This is a genomic window from Flavobacterium cupriresistens (genome assembly GCF_020911925.1).
GTDB classification, from domain to species: Bacteria; Bacteroidota; Bacteroidia; order Flavobacteriales; family Flavobacteriaceae; genus Flavobacterium; species Flavobacterium cupriresistens.
This window is the reverse complement of record NZ_CP087134.1, coordinates 1,846,351-1,864,693: the sequence shown is the minus strand read 5'-3', so window position 1 is coordinate 1,864,693 and position 18,343 is coordinate 1,846,351. Positions and strand designations below refer to the sequence as shown.

Genomic DNA, 18,343 nt, shown 5'->3' with positions numbered 1-18,343 from the left:
AAGTAATGTTATGAGAAGACAATTTTTATTTATATTTTTAGCCTTGATTGTAGCAAATACAAGTCAGGCACAGACAAGATCGACAAGGATTGGCTACATAGATATGGAGTATATCTTAGAAAATGTCTCTGATTATAAAGAAGCAAATGCACAATTAGAGCTAAAAGCTCAAAAATGGAAACAAGAAATTGAGACCAAAAAAACGGACATCAATAATCTCAAAGAAAGTCTTAAAGCTGAAAAAGCATTACTGACTAAAGAGCTTATCGATGAAAGAGAAACAGAGATTAAATTTCTGGAAACAGAAATGCTGGATTACCAGCAAAAGCAATTTGGAGCTGACGGAAATTTAATCCGACATAAAGCGGCTTTAGCAAAACCAATTCAAGATCAGGTTTTCACAGCCGTTCAGGATATTGCCGAAGCCAAAAATTATGATTTTGTTTTTGACAAGTCTTCTGATTTAACAATGCTTTTTAGCAATAAAAAGTTTGATATTAGCGATCAGGTTATCCGTATCTTAAACCGAACCGATAAGCGTGAACAATTGACTAAAAAGCAATTGAAAGAACAAGAGAAAAAAGAAAATCTTGAAAACGCTATCGATGAGAATCCTGCCATGAAAGACAGACAAAAAGTACTAGATGACCGAAAAGCAGCAAGAGAGAAATTAATTTTAGATCGAAAACTAGAGCAGGAAGCTAAAAAGAAAGAATACGAAGACAGAAGAAAAGCATTATTAGAAGAAAGAGAGGCCAGAAAAAATGGCACGGTTTCTGAACCAGCAAAAACAGACGCTACTAAAACAAATCCGTCTACTGATAAACCTGCTGCCACGACAGAGCAAAAAACAACAACAGCTCAGCCAGCGGCAACAGAAAATAAAGCAGAAGAAAGACAAAAACTTTACGAGCAGCGTAAAAAAGAATTAGAAGAAAGAAAGAAGAAAATTTTAGAAGAAAGAGAAGCGGCCAAAAAAGCAAAAGAAGCCGCAGCACAGAAAACAAATACGACCAATAATTAATTAATATTTTAAAAATGATGAAACAAATCAAAACTTTACTAATCGCTGCTATGCTAATATTAGGAGCAAGTAACACAATGAACGCACAAGCTAAGGTAGCCCATGTTGATGTTAGCGAGATTATGTCGAAAATGCCTGCAATGCTTGACGCACAAAACCAACTACAAAAATTAAGTGGTACATATGATGCTGAATACAAAAAAATGGTTGACGAATATCAAGTAAAAATCAAAAAGTATGAGGCTGAAGCTGCAACAGTAACAGAAGCTGTAAACGGTGAGCGTTCTAAAGAAGTTCAAGACATGCAAAAAAGAATTGTTGATTACAGAGACAATGCACAAAAAGAACTACAACAAAAAGAAACTGATATCGTAAAACCATTAATGGAAAAAGTAAGAGCTTCTATTCAAAAAGTTGGAAAAGCTAAAGGTTTCCAATACGTATTAGACGGTTCTACTCTTTTATTAGCTGACGGTCCAAACGTTACAGCTGACGTTAAAAAAGACTTAGGATTCTAAGAAACACTTTCTTATTATAAAAAAACGGCTCTGCTTTTTAAGTTGGAGCCGTTTTTTTTATTTTAGAGCAATGACCACAAGGGTTAAATTCCAAGTTTTTGAAATTCCAAATTCCAAACCTACGAGTTATGGATAAGTCAAAGCTGTGCTTGTCTATGTCATTTCGAAGAATGAGAAATCACATTAGCTGCTCCGTTTCTATTTTCCACAATTTTGTCATACTGAGGGACGAAGTATCTTCTCAAGTAATTCCGTAAAGTGAAGCTTAACGGTATCGATTCGACAGACGTAGATCCTTCGTACCTCAGGATGACAAACTGTACGAGGTTTCTATTTTTCTCAATTTTGTCATACTGAGGTACGAAGTATCTTCACAAGTAATTCCGTAAAGTAAAGCCCAACGGTATCGATTCAGCAAACGAAGATCCTTCGTCCCTCAGGATGACAAACTGTACGGAGTTTCTACTGTGATTTCTCGACTTCGCTCGAAATTGACAAACCTCAACATACATTTTACAGATTTCAGAGTACATTTACTACAAGTTTCTACCTTCAGAATCGTTTTAACCAACTACATCCATCACACCTTTTTATTCTTCCTTAAATCTTATTTTTATTTAAAATCCGGATTGTAGAGAAACGCAGAAATATGTAACTTTGCTTTATGACGAATAATAATCCTATAGGTGTTTTTGATTCCGGTATCGGAGGAACTTCCATTTGGAGTGCCATTCATGAACTACTTCCGAATGAAAGAACCATTTACTTAGCCGACAGTAAAAATGCGCCCTACGGTCAAAAAACCAAGGAAGAAATTGTAGCACTAAGCAAAAAGAATGTTGATTTTTTAATCGAAAACAATTGCAAACTAATTGTGGTCGCCTGCAATACTGCTACTACAAATGCTATTCGTGAACTTCGTGCAAGCTACAACATTCCTTTTATCGGAATTGAACCTGCTATAAAACCTGCCGCTACGAATTCGAAAACACAGGTTATTGGGATCCTCGCTACTCAAGGCACACTCAACAGTGAATTGTTTAACAAAACTGCCGAAATGTTTCAGAACACGACCATCATTGAACAAGTAGGCCATGGACTCGTTCAGCTTATTGAAGAGGGTAATCTTAATTCGCCAGAAATGACGCAATTATTAGAAACTTATCTGCAACCAATGATCGAGGCCAATATTGATTATTTGGTTTTAGGATGCAGTCATTATCCATACTTAATTCCGCAGATCAAAAAAATCCTGCCGGAACACATTCGGATCATAGATTCAGGAGAGGCTGTGGCACGTCAGACTCAAAATGTATTACGCGAAAAAGCAGGCTTTACAGCTGCAGAAAAAAGCGAACCTGTCTTTTATGTCAATTCAAATCCATCGGTTTTAAAATCGATCTTAAACGACAAATACGAGGTTATACAAAAGGATTTTTAAGAATAAATCCTTTTGTAAATTATTCTTCGTCTTTAAACCAACCGGAATACATAACATAATTGTTCGAAATACGTTCGATTTCGCCGGCAAAGTCAGATTGATCAATGTCTTTTACCTTTCTCGCCGGAACGCCTGCGTAAATGCTTCCTGAAGTCACAACCGTATTTTGCGTTAAAACAGCACCGGCTGCTACTATAGAGTTGCTTTCGATCACACAGTTGTCCATTACGATAGCGCCCATTCCGATTAAAACATTGTCATGAACCGTGCAGCCGTGAACAATTGCATTATGACCTATTGAAACATTATTACCTATAATAGTCGGATGCTTTTGATAGGTGCAATGAATAACGGCTCCGTCCTGAATATTAACTTTATTTCCGATTTTAATATAATGAACATCACCGCGAATAACAGCATTGAACCAAACGCTACAGGAATCTCCAAAAGTAACATCTCCAACAATAGTTGCATTTTCGGCCACATAACAATCCTCAGGAATTGCAGGTGATTTTCCGTTTACAGATTTAATTAACATAAAAAAGATTTTTAATTAATAGCAGGACAATTACAATCGTAACGTTCCTTTTTACAAAACAAATTGATTCCCAAAGTAATCTGGTGATAACCACCAGTATCAAATTTCACATTTCCGGTAACTTGAGAATAAGTATAGGCAAACATGAAATTTTTATAATTTATACCTATTATAGGTGTAATATATTGTAATTTCTGAGAAGCGACTCCACTTCCCGGGCTATATTCAGCTCCATCAAAACTTCTTCTATAAGACAATGCTGCCCACAAACTTCCAAAATCCATGTTTTTGTAAGCTTTTAAATTTAAATCAATTGATTTTTCCTTGGTCTTATCAAAGTATTGAAATAAAACAGAAGGTTCCCAAGTTACACTCTCTTTCTTTCCAAAAACATACCCTACACTAAGCAGCAACTTTCTCAGGTTATCACTTTCAAGATCACTGTACAATTGTCTTCTGGTCTCCAATAATCCCTGAACAGTAGCATGAGCATAAAAATTCAGATAGTTATAAGAAGCCCCTACATCAACATTAAAATAAGAATCTTTTTGCACAGAACCGAAAATAAGCGGGTCAAAAGTTGTTCCGAATTGTGTTTCATCCAACTGATTCTGAATCAATCCCCCGCTAATTCCAAAAGAAAGCTGATTCAAATCGATTTCGTCTCTCGAGAACATGATATGATGTGCATACGTAAGCTTAAAACCTTTTTGAGAATGGTATCCGTTTTTATCGTTAAAAACAATAATCCCGGCTCCGGATCGCTCTCCTATCCTGCCATTAAAACTTAATGTTTGCAAGGATGGGGCATCTTCCTGGCCAAACCATTGCTTTCTGGCGGTAAGTCTGATTTTAGCACAATTTGCCGCGCCAGCCATCGAAGGGTGGATTAAATAATAATTATCAGACAAGTAATCTGAATACACAGGAATTCCTTCTTGTGAATAAGAATAAAGAGAGCTAATCAAAAAAACAAATAATACTCTGATTCTAAATTCCATAAAGGCAACTTTGCTTAGATATACTTACAACTCTTCGCATTTTATACGATTAATTTGAAAAGAGTCTTAATTATTTTATTAAAAAACCAAATATAGGTATTAGTAGAAAATAACTTTACTAAATTTGCAAAAAAATAAAGCTCATGACAAAAATCACTATAAAAGAAACTCAAAATCCAACGATCTTAAAGTTCGAATTTGAAGATTTCATCACTCAGAATCAAAACTTTGAATTCAAAAATATCGATGACGCACAATCTTCGCCATTGGCGCAGCAATTGTTCTATCTTCCGTTTGTAAAAACAGTTTATATCTCAGGGAATTTTATTGCTATTGAAAGATACAGTATTGTGGAATGGGATGATGTAAAAGACGCTGTTGCAGAACAAATCGAGTCTTTTGTAGACAAAGGTGGTGTGATCATAAAAATTGAGGAAAGCAGTGCTAAAAAACAGCCTATTACGGTTTATGGCGAAACAACTCCAAATCCTGCGGCATTAAAATTCGTAGTTAGCAGAATGCTGACCCGAAATGCTGTTGAATACAAAAACATTGATCAGACTGCTTCTTCTCCATTGGCAAAGGAATTGTTTAAATTTCCTTATGTTAAAGAAGTTTTTATTGATGAAAATTATATTTCGGTAACTAAATATGACATCAATGACTGGCAGGAAATCACACTTGAAGTACGAACTTTCATCAAACAGTTCATTGAAAACGGAGGAACTGTTTTAGATGAAACATTAATCGAAGTGGCTACTAAAAACGACATCACTAAAGATGAAGCTTTTGACAAATTAGATGTTACTTCTCAGCAAATCATTAATATCCTGGAAGAATACGTAAAACCTGCGGTAGCAGCTGATGGTGGTAATATTGCATTTGACTCTTATAATGAAAATGACAAAACGGTAAAAGTAATTTTACAAGGAGCTTGCAGTGGTTGTCCTTCCTCTACTTTTACACTAAAAAGCGGTATCGAAAACATGCTAAAAAGCATGTTAAACGATGAAGCGATTAAAGTAGAAGCTGTAAACGCATAAAACAAAAAAGCATAAAAACAGAAGCGCCTCAATCGAGGCGCTTTTTTTATTTTACCCTATCTCTCTAATTTTCAGTAAATTATTTCAATTATAATACTATAAATTCTGTAGAAATAATTAATATTGTAATATAAACCAATCAAAATCAGAAACTATGGGATTATCTTCGTTTTTCAAGAATTTATTTGGCACCGCCAAAGAATCAGCTACCGATTTGGCCAATCAGGCAGAAAGTACTTTTGAACAGGCTAAAGAAGCTGCTGCACCCTATATAGACCAAGCAGAGACTTTTGCTGAAGAAACGCTGGCAAAAGCCAAAGAAGCTTCGGAACCGCTACTTAATACTGCTGCCGAATATGCCAGTCAGGCCAAAGAAACAGTGAGCGAATACGTTGAAAAAGCTTCTGACTCTATAGGTGAAGTCATTGATTCTGTAAAAGAAAAAGCAGGTGAGCTAACCGGAGAAACCAAAACCGTTATCTCAGATACTGTAGCCGATGTTAATGAAAAAACCGTAATTGCCAAAGATGAGATTGCTGATGAGGCTACAGACAAGGAATAAAAAGCCACATCTTTTCTTATAAAAATAAATATCTTTATATTTGCACCACTAATATACCTTCTCTATTGAGAAGGTTTTTTTATTCTTATAATATGTACATCAATTCAGATCAGATTAGTAATTACGCCAGCAAATTCGTGGACGTATTACTTGATTATTCGCCAAAATTCATTTCGGCATTTGTAATTTTATTTATCGGCTTATACGCCATAAGATTAATAAACAGAATCATTAGAAAGATAATGGTTAAGAGAAATCTAGACCCTACTTTAACTAAATTTCTTGCTGACATTCTACTATGGGCTTTACGAATTTTATTATTTGTAACTTTTATTTCAAAACTTGGAATTGAAACTTCTTCGTTTGTTGCCATTTTAGGAGCAATGGGACTTGCAGTTGGTTTATCCTTACAAGGTTCCCTTTCGAATTTTGCAGGAGGAATGTTGATTATTGTTTTCAAACCCTTTAAAGTTGGAGACACTATTGAAGCACAAGGCGTTATCGCAACTGTAGTTGAAATTCAGATTTTCGTTACCAAGATGTTAACTGCCAACAACCAAACGGTTTTTGTTCCTAACGGTTCATTGTCTAATGGAACGATTATTAACTACTCTATGCAGGGAGAAAGAAGAGCTGATTTAACTTTTGCTGTTTCTTATGATTCAGACATTAAAAAAGCGAAAGAAGTGCTTTTAGAGGTTTTAACTAAAAACCCTAACGTCCTTAAAAATCCTGCTCCTGAAGTTTTTGTTAAAAACCTAACAACAAGTGCCATCGAATTTTCGGTACGTCCGTGGGCAAAGAATGAAAATTATGGTGTTGTTTTCTCTCAAACTCTGGAAAATTGCAAAACAGCTTTAGATGAAGCCGGAATTGCAATTCAACCGTACACCATTCAAAAATAAAAAGTACTTCTTATTTTTTTGATGGCGTAGTCATCATAAAATCTTTTAAGTAATAAGGTTCAAAGTAAGCGACATCTACGGTGTCGCTTTTTTGATACTTATCAAAACTGATTTTACTCATTGCTGCTGCCGAAGGGTATTTGATATTCTCTAAAAAGATAAAATTTTCTTTTGTCAAAACTGTTTTGCCTTTTTCGGCACAATCTCCAACAAAATAGATCGTCTCACTGATGTCTCCAAAAGAATTTTCGTCTATCACTTCTGCCTGAATTGTTCTTTCTACTTCTAATTTAGCATTAAAAATCTCGCTGTACACTTCCATTCTTCTTGCGTCAAGCATTGGGATAATTTTCCCCTCTGTAACCTGAGCCTGAGAAGCCAAAGTCAATAAGGTATCAACCGCAATCAATGGAACGTTTAATGCGTAACACAAGCCTTTTGCAGCCGAAACTCCAATTCGTAAACCGGTATAAGAGCCTGGTCCCTGACTTACCGCTACAGCTGTTAAATCTTGAACAGAAATCCCCGCCTCGGCAATTACTTCTTCGATGAAAACATGTAATTTTTCGGCATGGGAATATCCCTCTTCTGCGATTTCTTTACATAAAATTGTTTCACCATTTTTTGCAATTGCTACAGAACAATTTTTGGTAGCGGTTTCAATATTGAGAATAAAAGACAATGTATTTTTTTTTAAGTTGAATTATTTAACCTGAATTATTTTTTAGAAGTATCTGCTTTTTTAAGCTTCACTTTATCTCCCGAATTTAAATCTTTAGAAACCGTAGTATAAGGCCCCGTAATGACAACATCCCCTGGTTTCAGTCCCGATATTACTTCGATATTCGTATCGTCCTGAATACCTGTTTTGATGATTCTGATTTTGGCCTTATCGCCCGATTTCACAAAAACGCATTCAAATTTCTTATCGCTTTTTGGAGCTGCTTTTTTATCTTCATTAGGATCTTCTACTGTAAAATCCTTTACAGCTGCGGTATCCGATTTGACCACAACAGCACTAATTGGCACTGCTAAAACATTATTCCTCGTCTGTGTACTAATATCAACCGTAGCGGTCATCCCTGGTCTGAAAGGAGAATAGGTGGACGGTTTACCTTCTAATAAATCCTGATAAGATTCTTTTAAAATGCGAACTTTAACTTTAAAATTAGTAACCTGATCTGAAGTCAAAGCAGTACTTGCTGAGTTAGAAATACTCGTCACAACTCCTCTGAATTTCTTTTTCAGATAAGCATCGACTTCAACATTGGCCTCATCACCAATTTTTATCTTTACGATATCATTTTCATTTACATCTACTTCAACCTCCATATTATTGAGGTTCGCCACTCTTAACAACTCTGTTCCTGCCATTTGTTGTGTTCCTAAAACACGTTCTCCCAATTCTACATTTAATACAGAAATGGTTCCATCAGCCGGAGCATAAATAGTAGTACGTCCCAAATTATCCTTTGCCTCAGTTACAGAAGCCGAAGCACTTTGTACGTTATAATAAGCATTTTGTTTGGTGGCTTTCGCTACTTCAAAAGAAGCGACCGCTTTGTCCCAATCTGATTTTGAAATTACGCCTTTATCATACAAGGTTTTATTTCTCTCATAATTTGATTTAGCTTCTTTAAAACTAGCATCAGATTGCGTTAAACCTGCTTTAGATCCCGCTAAGTTAGCCACGGAACGATCTAATCCCGAAGTATATAAATCCGGATTTATTTTAACAAGCAAATCTCCTTTTTTAACAACTTGCCCTTCTTTTACATTTAATGCAATGATTTCTCCCGAGACCATTGAAGCTATTTTCACTTCAATTTCGGGTTGAATTTTACCCGTAGCCGAAACCGTTTCAACAACAGTTGAAGCTACTACTTTTGAAATCTCTACCTCTTTTCCTTTATCCTTATTTCCCAGTACACCCGATTTTGAAAGAAAAACCAAAACTGCGATAACAACCATCGCACCGCCGACTAAGAAATAAATTGTTTTTTTTGACATACTAAATTATTTTGTGATAATTGGGACAATTGGAATTCCGAAATAAAACTCAATTATTTTGATCTTAAACATGTAATCGTATTTAGTCCTGATAACATCTGATTGCGCATTGGTCAACAAGGTTTGCGACTGTGTAAAATCAAATGAATTCATTAAACCTACGTCATATTTTTCTTTTGCATAATTATAAGCTTGTTGTCTTGCTTCTAAAGTTACATTAGACGATTCATACGCATTTAAAGCCCCTTTTGCATCTGTAAAGGCAGTATAAACATTACGCTGCAAATCTAAACTTTTTTGCTCTAAATCTATTTTAGATTTCTCTAAACTTACTTTATTACGTTCTACATTATTTCTAACGGAGAAGCCATTAAAAATCGGCACAGAAAGCTGAAGCCCGAATGACTGTCCTTTATTATCACTAAATTGATCCACAATCGGAGCTGCGTTTCCTAAAACCGGAGTATAGTTATCCTTTAAAACACTTTGATTTGTTCCCTGAACATAACCAATCTGACTTGTAGGATTATCTAAATTAGGAGTTGCACCTACAGGAATTTGCGAATAACTTGCTCTTGTATTAAAGTTATAAAAAGCACTTAATGTAGGTTGGTAAGCACCTCTTGCAATTGCAACATTTTTTTCAGCAATTTCAAGATTAGTCTGTGCTAATTTTAATTCTGTTCTGATTTCTTTTGCTTTATTATAAATATCAGTTGGACTTTGTGCCATGATATTATTTTCATCTTTCGCATTGGTATCATCAATAACATCAAATTCTGTAAATTCCTTAAGCTGTAAAAGTTGTGCTAAACTTAATTTAGAAATCAATAAACTATTTTCGGCAATAATAATATTTTGCTTATCTGTAGCAACTGTAGCCATTAAGTCAAACAAATCACCACGAGGAATTGTTCCCGCATTTACCATTTCTTCAGAGCGGGTAAGTCTTTTTTCATCGATAGACAATTGCTCTGTTTTTACCTTTAGATTTTCTTTATTAAAAAGAATCTGCAGAAAAGCATTGGCAACATTCAATCCAATATCTTCCTGCATTTTTACTAATTGATACTTTGAAGCAACAATAGAAAGATTCGCTTTTCGAAGTGTATTTTGATTCTGTAAACCTTTGTAAATATCTACTCCTACTGAAGCACCAACAGAAGAATATTGTGTGGTCTGATTTTCAAGCAAACCGGTTGTGATATTCTGATTCAAACCAATATTCCAGGAATGTGAAGCATTGGCACTAACGGATGGTAGAAAGTTACCGATTGCCCCTCTTTTATCAATAGCTGCGTTTTTAATATCTAATTCTGTATTTTTAATTGTGATATTATTTTCCATTGCGTATCTCACGCATTCTTCTAAAGTCCATTTTTTTGTTTGCGCCTGACCTGATAATCCAAATCCAAGAAGCATTGTAAAAACAAGAGTGTTGTATTTATTTATTTTCATATATTTTGAATGATAGTATAGCATCAATACTACACAAATTTAACTTATTTTAAAAGCAAAAAACCTACAAATTTTTAAATTATTTCTTCTCCCCCTCTGTTATCAGGCCCTGATTCCAGATTTTAATATTGTCCGTACTCTTAATACCACTCTTAATTTGAACATAAATCCCATCACTTACCCCCAAAACTAAATCTTTTCTTTTAAACTTTTGAGGTGTTGTCTCAATCTCTACATAAGGTTTTTGTGTTTTTTTATCAAATTGAACTAATGATTCTTTAATGGCAAGTACTTTCTCTGCTTTTTCTAAAATGATAGACGCATTTGCACTCAAACCGGCTCTGATAAAAGTTTTCTCTTTATTAGGTAATGATGCTTTAATTTCAAATTGAATTGCTCCATTCTCCACTACTCCTTTTGGCGCTATATCCGTTAAAACAGCCTCAAACTTTTTGTTTTCAATCGCTCCGACTGTAATTTCAATCGCCAAATTTTCTTTTATTTTCCCTACCTCAGATTCGTCAATTTTTCCAATAAAGATCATTCTTCCAACATCGGCAACACTTGCAATTGTAGTTCCTTCATTAAAGTTATTACTTTCAATAACCTGATTCCCCACTTTCACAGGAACAGCCAGAACCATTCCGTTTACAGTAGAACGAATTAGCGTATTAGCATAATTCCCCAAAGAAGTTGTTGTTCCTGTTTTTACAATATCTAAACTTTGTTTGGCTGCCAGATAAGTTTGTTTGGCTTGTGTGTAAGCCAATTGTGCAGCATCAAAATCGTTTGCCGAAATAACATCTTTATCGAATAACGTTTTTTGTCTTTTAAAGATTTTCTCCTGATTGTCTAAAGCAATTTTAGCCGTTTGCACCTGATTTTGTGTACTGCTTACATTAGACACATTGGCTACTACTCTAATTTTCGCAATCATATCACCAGCCTTGATTTTTTCTCCTGCTTTGATATACACTTCTTCGATAATACCCGAAATATTTGGTTTGATTAACACCTCTTCATTCGGTTGAATATTACCTGTCGCTATGGTATTTTTTACAATCGTTTTAATTTCTGCTTTCTCCGTTTTGAAGACGATAGGTGACTCCTGATTTTTAGCGTACAAATAATATAGTGCGCCAAAGAAAACTACAGCAATAAAAATTAAAATAGTTACCGTTACTCCTTTTTTCATTTTGTTTTTGGTTTAATCGATTATTTTTTTGATTGATAATTTATTCTGCTCGTAAAGCATCTACAGGCTTTACATTGATTGCGGTCTGCGCCGGAATAAATCCTGCCAGCAAACCCGATCCAACTAATATTAATAATGCTACAAACACTACTCCTAAATCTACGCTTGGACTGGCAAACATAGTATTACTATCAGGTGGCATAGAATCTAAAACCAGATTCAGAATCGCTATAATTCCGGTTGCTACTGCTATTCCTAACATCCCCGAGATAATAGTTAAAAAGATAGACTCTGATAAAATTTGCCCCCTGATGGCTGCCGGTGTTGCTCCTAAGGCTCTTCGGATTCCAATTTCTTTTGTACGTTCTTTTACTACGATAAGCATAATATTAGAGATCCCAATTACCCCTGATATTAAAACTAAGGTTCCCACAAAATAAGCAATGATTTTTAGAATGTCAAACAAACTTTGCACCTTCTTAAATTGTTCGTACAAGTCAAAATTCCCCACCGCCCTGTCATCTGTAGGATTTACCGAATGCAGTGCTCTGATCAATTCTAAAATTTTTGGTTTTAAATCTGTAATCGACACCTCGTCTCTTGCCGTAAGCGCCATCCAGCCCACTTTATCTCCAAAATTAAAAGCTTGTTGAAAAGTCGTAAACGGAACAAAAATATTTTTCTGTTCCTGTTCTGCATTCCCTCCCTGTTGTTTGGATTTATAAACGCCAATTACCATAAAATTGATTCCGTTTATTTTTACGTAACTCCCGATCGATTCTTCTTCTTTTCCGTACAGTTCCGTGATTACGCCTTTACCAATAACCGCGACTTTTCTTCTTTCGGCAATATCCTGCTGATTTACAAAACGACCTTTTATAATATCCATCGGTTGTTGCTTGATCAACTCCGGATAATCGCCATAAACCGTAAAAGAGGACGTTTTGGTGCCACGAACGACATTATTAGTTCCGTTAAAATCACCCAACTGATTTCTTGGTGAAACATATAACAAATCCGGAAATGCCTGTTTTAAAGCCATAACATCGCTGTTTCTGAAATCGTAACGACGGGTTTTAGGCAAACCTTTATAGGCTTTTGAGGTCGTCTGACTCCACATAAACATGGTGTTGGTCGCAATTCCGTCAAAACCTTTTTTAACTCCGTTTTCTAAACCATTTCCTGCCGCTAGCAGTATTACAAGAATAAATATCCCCCAAAACACCCCAAATGCTGTAAGCACTGTCCTAAAGACATTGGCTGTTAAGGCCTGTAAAATTTCATCCCAATTATCTTTTTTAAACATAATTATTCGTCTCTAAGTGCTACAATAGGTTTAATTTTGGCGGCTCTGTATGCTGGAAAAAAGCCGGCCATCGCTCCTGCAAATACCAGTAAAACCAACGTGGTTAAGGCCACCGTAAAATCAACTTGAGGATTTTGAAAATATTCACTTTGAACCATTGGTCCAACAAATTCCAACAATAATAAACTTGCCAGTAAACCAACAAAACCTGCTATTGTAGTAATAAAAATAGACTCATGAAGGATCATAGAAATAATAGAAAACGGTGACGCTCCCAATGCTTTTCTGATTCCTATTTCTTTTGTTCGCTCTTTTACAATGATCAACATAATATTACTTACCCCCACTACTCCGGCAACAATGGTACAGATACCTACCCACCAAAAGAACAATCTGATGTACAGATTTAAATCATAAACTTGTTTGGCATCTTCAACTGTATTATTCACTCCTATTGCACTATCATCATCAGGTGCAATAATATTTTTACTTTTTAATAATTGCTTCAAATCCTCTGTAAACTTTCTTGATTGTGCCAAAGCTTGATCATAATCATCTGTCTTTTTTAGAGTAAAAAACAAATTACTAATTTTATCTCCTCCTCCAAAAGCTCTTTGCACAGTAGTTAATGGCAGATAAGCTCTTGTTTCCTCTCTTTCACCGGCAGGATCTGTAAAGACCCCTACTACTTTAAAATTAATGTTACTTATTGAAATCTCCTCCCCAAGCGCTTCTTTTCCTTTAAACAAATCCGTTTTAACCTTCATTCCAATAACAGCGACTTTTTCATTTTTAGCAAGATCTCTACTATTTATAAATCGCCCTTCTACAACCGTAACATTTTCTATGTCACCATAATCCGGATCAACCCCTCTATATTGATAAGCCCCCGATTCTTTTCCATATGAAATAACGGCTCCCCAAAAATTAAAGGTTGAAGCTCTTTTATCTAATTTATCTTCAAATTTCTGAATGGATTGTGAGTAATCACTATTTCTAAACTGTATCTGTCTTCCGGGATTTAAACCCTTATACTCTTTTGTTGTTGTATTACTCCAAACTTCAATAATCCCCGCAGCGTCGCGTTCAAATTGTTTTTCAATTCCATTCTGAAGTCCTTTTCCTGCTCCAAGTAAAATCACCAGAATAAAAATTCCTGAAGCCACAGAAATTCCGGTAAGAAAGGTTCTCAACTTGTTTTTGGAAATGGCTTCAAATATTTCGTGCCAACGTTCAATATTAAACATAAGATGTAGCTCTAACTTGTTCTACCATTTTATCGTCGATAATTAATCCGTCTTTCAGGACCACATTTCTTTTGCACATTGCGGCAATGTCGGGCTCATGGGTTACAATCAGGATCGTTTTACCCTCATCGTTAATTCCTTGAATAAGTTCCATTACTTCATACGAAGTTTTGGTATCTAAAGCACCGGTTGGCTCATCTGCCAACAGCACTTTTGGATTTGAGGCTAACGCTCTTGCAATAGCCACACGTTGTTTCTGACCTCCGGAAAGTTCACTTGGCAAATGATGCGAGTGCGTCCCTAAACCTACTTTTTCCAGATATTTCATTGCAATATCATAACGTTCTTTTCTTTTTACTCCCTGATAATACAAGGGCATAGCAACGTTATCAAGTGCCGTTTTATAATTGATCAAATTGAAAGATTGAAAAACAAATCCTAAAAATTTATTCCGATATTTTGAAGCTATCGTTTCGTTCAGTTTTTTGATTGGTGTTTTATCTAAAATATAACTGCCCGAATCTGCCTCATCTAAAATTCCTAAAATATTAAGAAGTGTCGACTTTCCAGAACCCGAGGATCCCATGATAGCAACCAATTCGCCTTCTGCAATATTAAAATTAATTCCTTTTAACACATGTAACTCTGAACTTCCCATCTTATAGGACTTGTGCAAATCTTTGATTTCAATCATGGTATTGTTAAATTTTAAAACAATAATAACATTTTTATTAAGTCAGTTGTGGTAAGAAAACGTTAATAATTCTGCCTTACTATTTCAATAAGACTCCATTTCATATCAATTGTTACACTTTTTTAAGATAATATAATTGTTTTCTTAATTTTGCATTACTAAAAAATCGCACTAATGAAGTTTCTTTCTGCTCTTTCCCTGTTCACGGTACTTAATGTACTTGTTGGATGTTCTTCTACTCAAAAATTAGAAACTTTAAAACCGGAGCCGGATGACGCCAGCCCTTTGGTTTATGAAAGCAATCCATCGTTTATAAACTTACCCATTACGGTAAAACTTCGGGATATAGAAAACCAGACGAATACTATTTTGAATGGTTTAATTTATGAGGATACCAATATAGAAGACGACGATATCGAAATGAAAATCTGGAAACTGGCTCCCATTAAAACTCAAAATGATCCTGCAAATCCCGATAAAAAAATAAAAACTATCCTGCCTCTAAAAGCAACTGTTAAATACAGAATCGGTACCAAGAAATTAGGAGTTGAACTTTACGACATTCGCGAATTTAACCTCAATGGTGTAATCACCTTGTCAAGCGAAGTAGCCCTAACCAATTGGAAACTGAACACCAAAACGGAGTTCAAGTCCCTGGATTGGAACGAAAGTCCTACCATGCTGGTTTTTGGGAAAAGCCTGCCGATTACCTATTTAATTAATCCGGCAATCTCTATTTTTAAATCTAAAATTGAAAAAAGCATAGATGACGCGATCGAAAAATCTATGGATTTTAAACCTAATGTTTTATCTGCTTTAGAAAAGATCTGTACTCCTTTTCAAATGAGCGACACCTACGAAAGCTGGTTGCGCATTGTTCCGATCGAAGTGTATGCTACCAATGCAAAACTTAAAAATGATCAGTTTTTACTGGACATGGGAATGAAGTGCAATATGGAAACCATCGTTGGCAAACAACCGGAATCAAAATTTAATGCCAATAAGATTGTTTTAAAACCTGTCGCTAAAATTCCAAATCAAATTTCGGCCAATATTGCTGCTATTTCAACTTATACCGATGCTTCTAAAATCATGACCAAAAATTTTGCAGGTCAGGAATTTGGATCGGGAAGCAAAAAAATTACGGTAAAAAATGTAGCGATTTGGCATAAAAACGATAAAATGGTCATTGCTCTGGATGTCCTGGGATCTATTAACGGAACTATTTATCTAAACGGATTTCCTCAATACAACCCACAAACCAAAGAAATTTATTTTGACAAACTGGATTATGTTTTAGATACCAAAAGCAAGCTAATGCGCACCGCAAGCTGGTTGGCTCAAGGATACATTCTAAGAAAAATGGAAGAAAGCTGTCGTTATTCTATTCAACCTAATTTGGATGAGGGTAAAAAAAGTATGGCTGCTTATCTTAAAAACTACTCTCCAATGCCGGGTGTTTTTGTAAACGGAAAAATGGAAGACATTCAATTTGATAAAATACAATTGACCAATCAGGCTATTATTGCTTTTATAAAGATAAACGGCACCGTTAATGTTTCGGTTGATGGATTGAAGTAGATTGAGAAGTGACTGTATTATAGTTGTTTTTTAAGGCAAGGTTCGCAAAGTTTAATTATAGTATTACGACTCCTCTTTAATTTTAGAACTAATTTTTTTGCACGCAAATTTAGCAGATTGCACAGATTTTTCACAAGAAACAAATAAAATCAGCCTAATCTGCCAAATCTGCGTGCAAAAAAATCATTGCTAGCTTTGCGTTTTTTCTTTGTGTTTTTCTCACCACAAAGCCCAAAGGATTTACGTAAAGTCCCCAATTTTGAACCTTTGCTCCTTTACCTCTCTAAGCCTTAAAAAAACGATCTCAAAAAAAAAGCCGTCTTATTCAGACAGCTTTGTTTTCTTTTTTGACTTGTACATTTTGTAAATCAGAAAGCCAATTATTACGACCAGCAAATAAGGAATTACCATTAGATAAACAATTCCATCATTTACGGCCTCTGCTTTTTTTATATTTGAATCCCCTGACAAAGCAGCACGACACATGGCGCATTGCGCATTGGCTGAAATTGCCATTAGGAAAAAACAAACTCCAAAAACAAACGTTTGGAATTTGGAATTCGAACTTTGAATTTTATTTTTAGTAAACATAATAAGGAGATATCATTAAATAAACAACCACACCTGTCACAGCAACGTACAACCAAAGCGGAAACGTAATTTTTGCAATTTTTTTATGCCTGTCAAATCGTTTCGCCAAGGCTCTCACATAAGTAATTAACACCAACGGTATAATAGCAATAGACAATAAAATGTGTGTTACCAAAATAAAGAAATACACATAACGTATTACTCCTTCGCCACCAAATTTAGTCGAATCAGAAGTCATGTGATAAGCTACATACATTACCAAAAACGCAACTGATAACGCAATAGCAAACGTCATTAAACCTTTGTGTAGCTTTTGATTTCCATTTTTAATAGCGATTACGGCCAAAACTAAAACAATCGCTGTAATACCGTTTGTTGTAGCATAAATTGGAGGCAAAAATGATAAGGGTTCTACATCGTATCCTAAATCTTTTAATTTAACTCCAAACAAAATAGCTACTACAAGCGGAATTATAATTGAAACTGCAATAATTAACTTACTGTACTTTTTTTCTAATGAATTGTCTTCCATTTTATTCTTCTAATAATATCTTAATATCTTCCTGAATGTCTCTAACGCCTTTTTTGTCTAATCCGTCATAATACAAAATCGGATTCCCGAATTCGTCTTTACGACAACGAATGTTTCCATCTTTGTCAATTAAGGCAAACAAACCGGAATGTTCAAAACCGCCATTTACTTTTGCATTTTCACCTGCATACAGATTAAAGCCTTTATTGGACAAATCCATAATTGTTGCTTTATCACCCGTCAGGAAATTCCAATTAGACGATTTTACTCCAAGTAATTTAGCGTGATCTTTCAAAACCTGAGGTGTATCATGACCTGGGTCAATTGTAATAGAAACGATTCCGAAATTAGGATTCCCGAAGAATGTTTTCTCAATTTCCAACATACTCAAATTCATCTTTGGGCAGATAGAAGGACAGGTGGTGAAGAAAAACTCCAAAACATATACTTTTCCTTTGTACGATTCGTTTGAGATTTTTTTATCCTCCTGATTGGTCAATTCAAACTTAGGTGCCGGTCCTATTGTAAGCAATTTTGCTGCCGATTTTGAATCTTTCAAACCAACATTATCCAAGCGATTTCCTTTAACAATTTCTCCTTTTGTTACCCTGTCCACAATTTTTGGTACAGCGTAAATTCCAAAGATTAAAACAATAAACGAAATTCCGATATATGATTTATTTTTAAACATTATGAT

Annotated in this window: 19 protein-coding genes; 7 read left to right on the top strand and 12 right to left on the bottom strand. The window is 35.1% G+C overall.

Translation table 11 applies throughout. The annotated features are described in order from the left end of the window. The first annotated feature begins 10 nt into the window (after positions 1 to 10). From LNP23_RS08290 to murI, 3 genes are all read left to right on the top strand, one after another. Positions 11 to 1,024 carry an OmpH/Skp family outer membrane protein gene (locus LNP23_RS08290; RefSeq protein WP_230004542.1) on the top strand — a complete coding sequence of 338 codons (1,014 nt, stop codon included), beginning with the start codon at positions 11 to 13 and terminating at the stop codon, positions 1,022 to 1,024. A 14-nt stretch (positions 1,025 to 1,038) separates the two neighbouring features. After that, positions 1,039 to 1,542 carry an OmpH/Skp family outer membrane protein gene (locus LNP23_RS08285; RefSeq protein WP_205625349.1) on the top strand — a complete coding sequence of 168 codons (504 nt, stop codon included), beginning with the start codon at positions 1,039 to 1,041 and terminating at the stop codon, positions 1,540 to 1,542. 664 nt (positions 1,543 to 2,206) lie between these two features. Beyond that, positions 2,207 to 2,983 (top strand): glutamate racemase, encoded by a 777-nt coding sequence (murI, locus tag LNP23_RS08280; protein WP_230004541.1) that lies wholly within the window; start codon positions 2,207 to 2,209, stop codon positions 2,981 to 2,983. 19 nt (positions 2,984 to 3,002) lie between these two features. On the opposite strand, the gene LNP23_RS08275 is transcribed toward murI, so the two are convergent. Together LNP23_RS08275 and LNP23_RS08270 are read right to left on the bottom strand one after the other, a co-directional pair. Further along, a complete protein-coding gene (locus LNP23_RS08275) occupies positions 3,003 to 3,521 on the bottom strand; it encodes a gamma carbonic anhydrase family protein (RefSeq protein WP_230004540.1) in 519 nt (172 codons plus the stop codon). Between the two features lie 11 nt (positions 3,522 to 3,532). Beyond that, positions 3,533 to 4,522 (bottom strand): PorP/SprF family type IX secretion system membrane protein, encoded by a 990-nt coding sequence (locus tag LNP23_RS08270; RefSeq protein ID WP_230004539.1) that lies wholly within the window; start codon positions 4,520 to 4,522, stop codon positions 3,533 to 3,535. A gap of 143 nt (positions 4,523 to 4,665) precedes the next feature. Here LNP23_RS08270 and LNP23_RS08265 point away from each other — a divergent pair, with 143 nt between their 5' ends. From LNP23_RS08265 to LNP23_RS08255, 3 genes are all read left to right on the top strand, one after another. After that, on the top strand, positions 4,666 to 5,565 hold the full coding sequence (locus tag LNP23_RS08265) for a NifU family protein (protein ID WP_047773154.1): 900 nt from the start codon (positions 4,666 to 4,668) through the stop codon (positions 5,563 to 5,565). A 154-nt stretch (positions 5,566 to 5,719) separates the two neighbouring features. Beyond that, complete coding sequence (locus LNP23_RS08260) at positions 5,720 to 6,127, top strand: YtxH domain-containing protein (RefSeq protein WP_230004538.1); 408 nt, start codon at positions 5,720 to 5,722, stop codon at positions 6,125 to 6,127. Between the two features lie 92 nt (positions 6,128 to 6,219). After that, positions 6,220 to 7,032, top strand: coding sequence for a mechanosensitive ion channel family protein (locus tag LNP23_RS08255; protein WP_047773150.1), 813 nt, complete (start codon positions 6,220 to 6,222; stop codon positions 7,030 to 7,032). Between the two features lie 10 nt (positions 7,033 to 7,042). Here the strand turns inward: LNP23_RS08255 and tsaB are convergent, their stop codons facing one another. The 7 genes from tsaB to LNP23_RS08220 form a co-directional block, all read right to left on the bottom strand. Beyond that, a complete protein-coding gene (gene tsaB / locus LNP23_RS08250) occupies positions 7,043 to 7,714 on the bottom strand; it encodes a tRNA (adenosine(37)-N6)-threonylcarbamoyltransferase complex dimerization subunit type 1 TsaB (RefSeq protein ID WP_230004537.1) in 672 nt (223 codons plus the stop codon). Between the two features lie 35 nt (positions 7,715 to 7,749). After that, positions 7,750 to 9,042 carry an efflux RND transporter periplasmic adaptor subunit gene (locus LNP23_RS08245; protein WP_230004536.1) on the bottom strand — a complete coding sequence of 431 codons (1,293 nt, stop codon included), beginning with the start codon at positions 9,040 to 9,042 and terminating at the stop codon, positions 7,750 to 7,752. Between the two features lie 6 nt (positions 9,043 to 9,048). After that, the gene (locus tag LNP23_RS08240; protein WP_047773145.1) at positions 9,049 to 10,500 is read right to left on the bottom strand and encodes a TolC family protein; all 1,452 of its coding nucleotides are present in this window, start codon (positions 10,498 to 10,500) and stop codon (positions 9,049 to 9,051) included. 79 nt (positions 10,501 to 10,579) lie between these two features. Beyond that, positions 10,580 to 11,695 carry an efflux RND transporter periplasmic adaptor subunit gene (locus LNP23_RS08235; RefSeq protein WP_047773143.1) on the bottom strand — a complete coding sequence of 372 codons (1,116 nt, stop codon included), beginning with the start codon at positions 11,693 to 11,695 and terminating at the stop codon, positions 10,580 to 10,582. Between the two features lie 40 nt (positions 11,696 to 11,735). After that, entirely contained in the window at positions 11,736 to 13,001 is a 1,266-nt protein-coding gene (locus LNP23_RS08230) for an ABC transporter permease (RefSeq protein ID WP_047773142.1), read from the bottom strand. A gap of 2 nt (positions 13,002 to 13,003) precedes the next feature. Further along, complete coding sequence (locus tag LNP23_RS08225) at positions 13,004 to 14,248, bottom strand: ABC transporter permease (protein WP_047773141.1); 1,245 nt, start codon at positions 14,246 to 14,248, stop codon at positions 13,004 to 13,006. Further along, positions 14,241 to 14,942, bottom strand: a complete 702-nt coding sequence (locus tag LNP23_RS08220) for an ABC transporter ATP-binding protein (protein ID WP_047773140.1) — start codon at positions 14,940 to 14,942, stop codon at positions 14,241 to 14,243. The genes LNP23_RS08225 and LNP23_RS08220 overlap by 8 nt, the downstream gene beginning before the upstream one ends. Positions 14,943 to 15,116: 174 nt before the next feature. Between LNP23_RS08220 and LNP23_RS08215 the strand changes: the two genes are divergently transcribed. After that, positions 15,117 to 16,523 (top strand): DUF4403 family protein, encoded by a 1,407-nt coding sequence (locus LNP23_RS08215; protein WP_230004535.1) that lies wholly within the window; start codon positions 15,117 to 15,119, stop codon positions 16,521 to 16,523. Between the two features lie 321 nt (positions 16,524 to 16,844). Here the strand turns inward: LNP23_RS08215 and LNP23_RS08210 are convergent, their stop codons facing one another. Genes LNP23_RS08210 through LNP23_RS08200 form a run of 3 tightly spaced genes read right to left on the bottom strand, consistent with a single transcriptional unit; the run spans position 16,845 to position 18,337 of the window. Beyond that, positions 16,845 to 17,114, bottom strand: a complete 270-nt coding sequence (locus tag LNP23_RS08210; protein WP_230004534.1) for a hypothetical protein — start codon at positions 17,112 to 17,114, stop codon at positions 16,845 to 16,847. Next, positions 17,104 to 17,646 (bottom strand): DUF420 domain-containing protein, encoded by a 543-nt coding sequence (locus LNP23_RS08205; protein WP_047773135.1) that lies wholly within the window; start codon positions 17,644 to 17,646, stop codon positions 17,104 to 17,106. The genes LNP23_RS08210 and LNP23_RS08205 overlap by 11 nt, the downstream gene beginning before the upstream one ends. A gap of 1 nt (position 17,647) precedes the next feature. After that, positions 17,648 to 18,337 (bottom strand): SCO family protein, encoded by a 690-nt coding sequence (locus LNP23_RS08200; RefSeq protein WP_230004533.1) that lies wholly within the window; start codon positions 18,335 to 18,337, stop codon positions 17,648 to 17,650. Between the last annotated feature and the right edge of the window lie 6 nt (positions 18,338 to 18,343).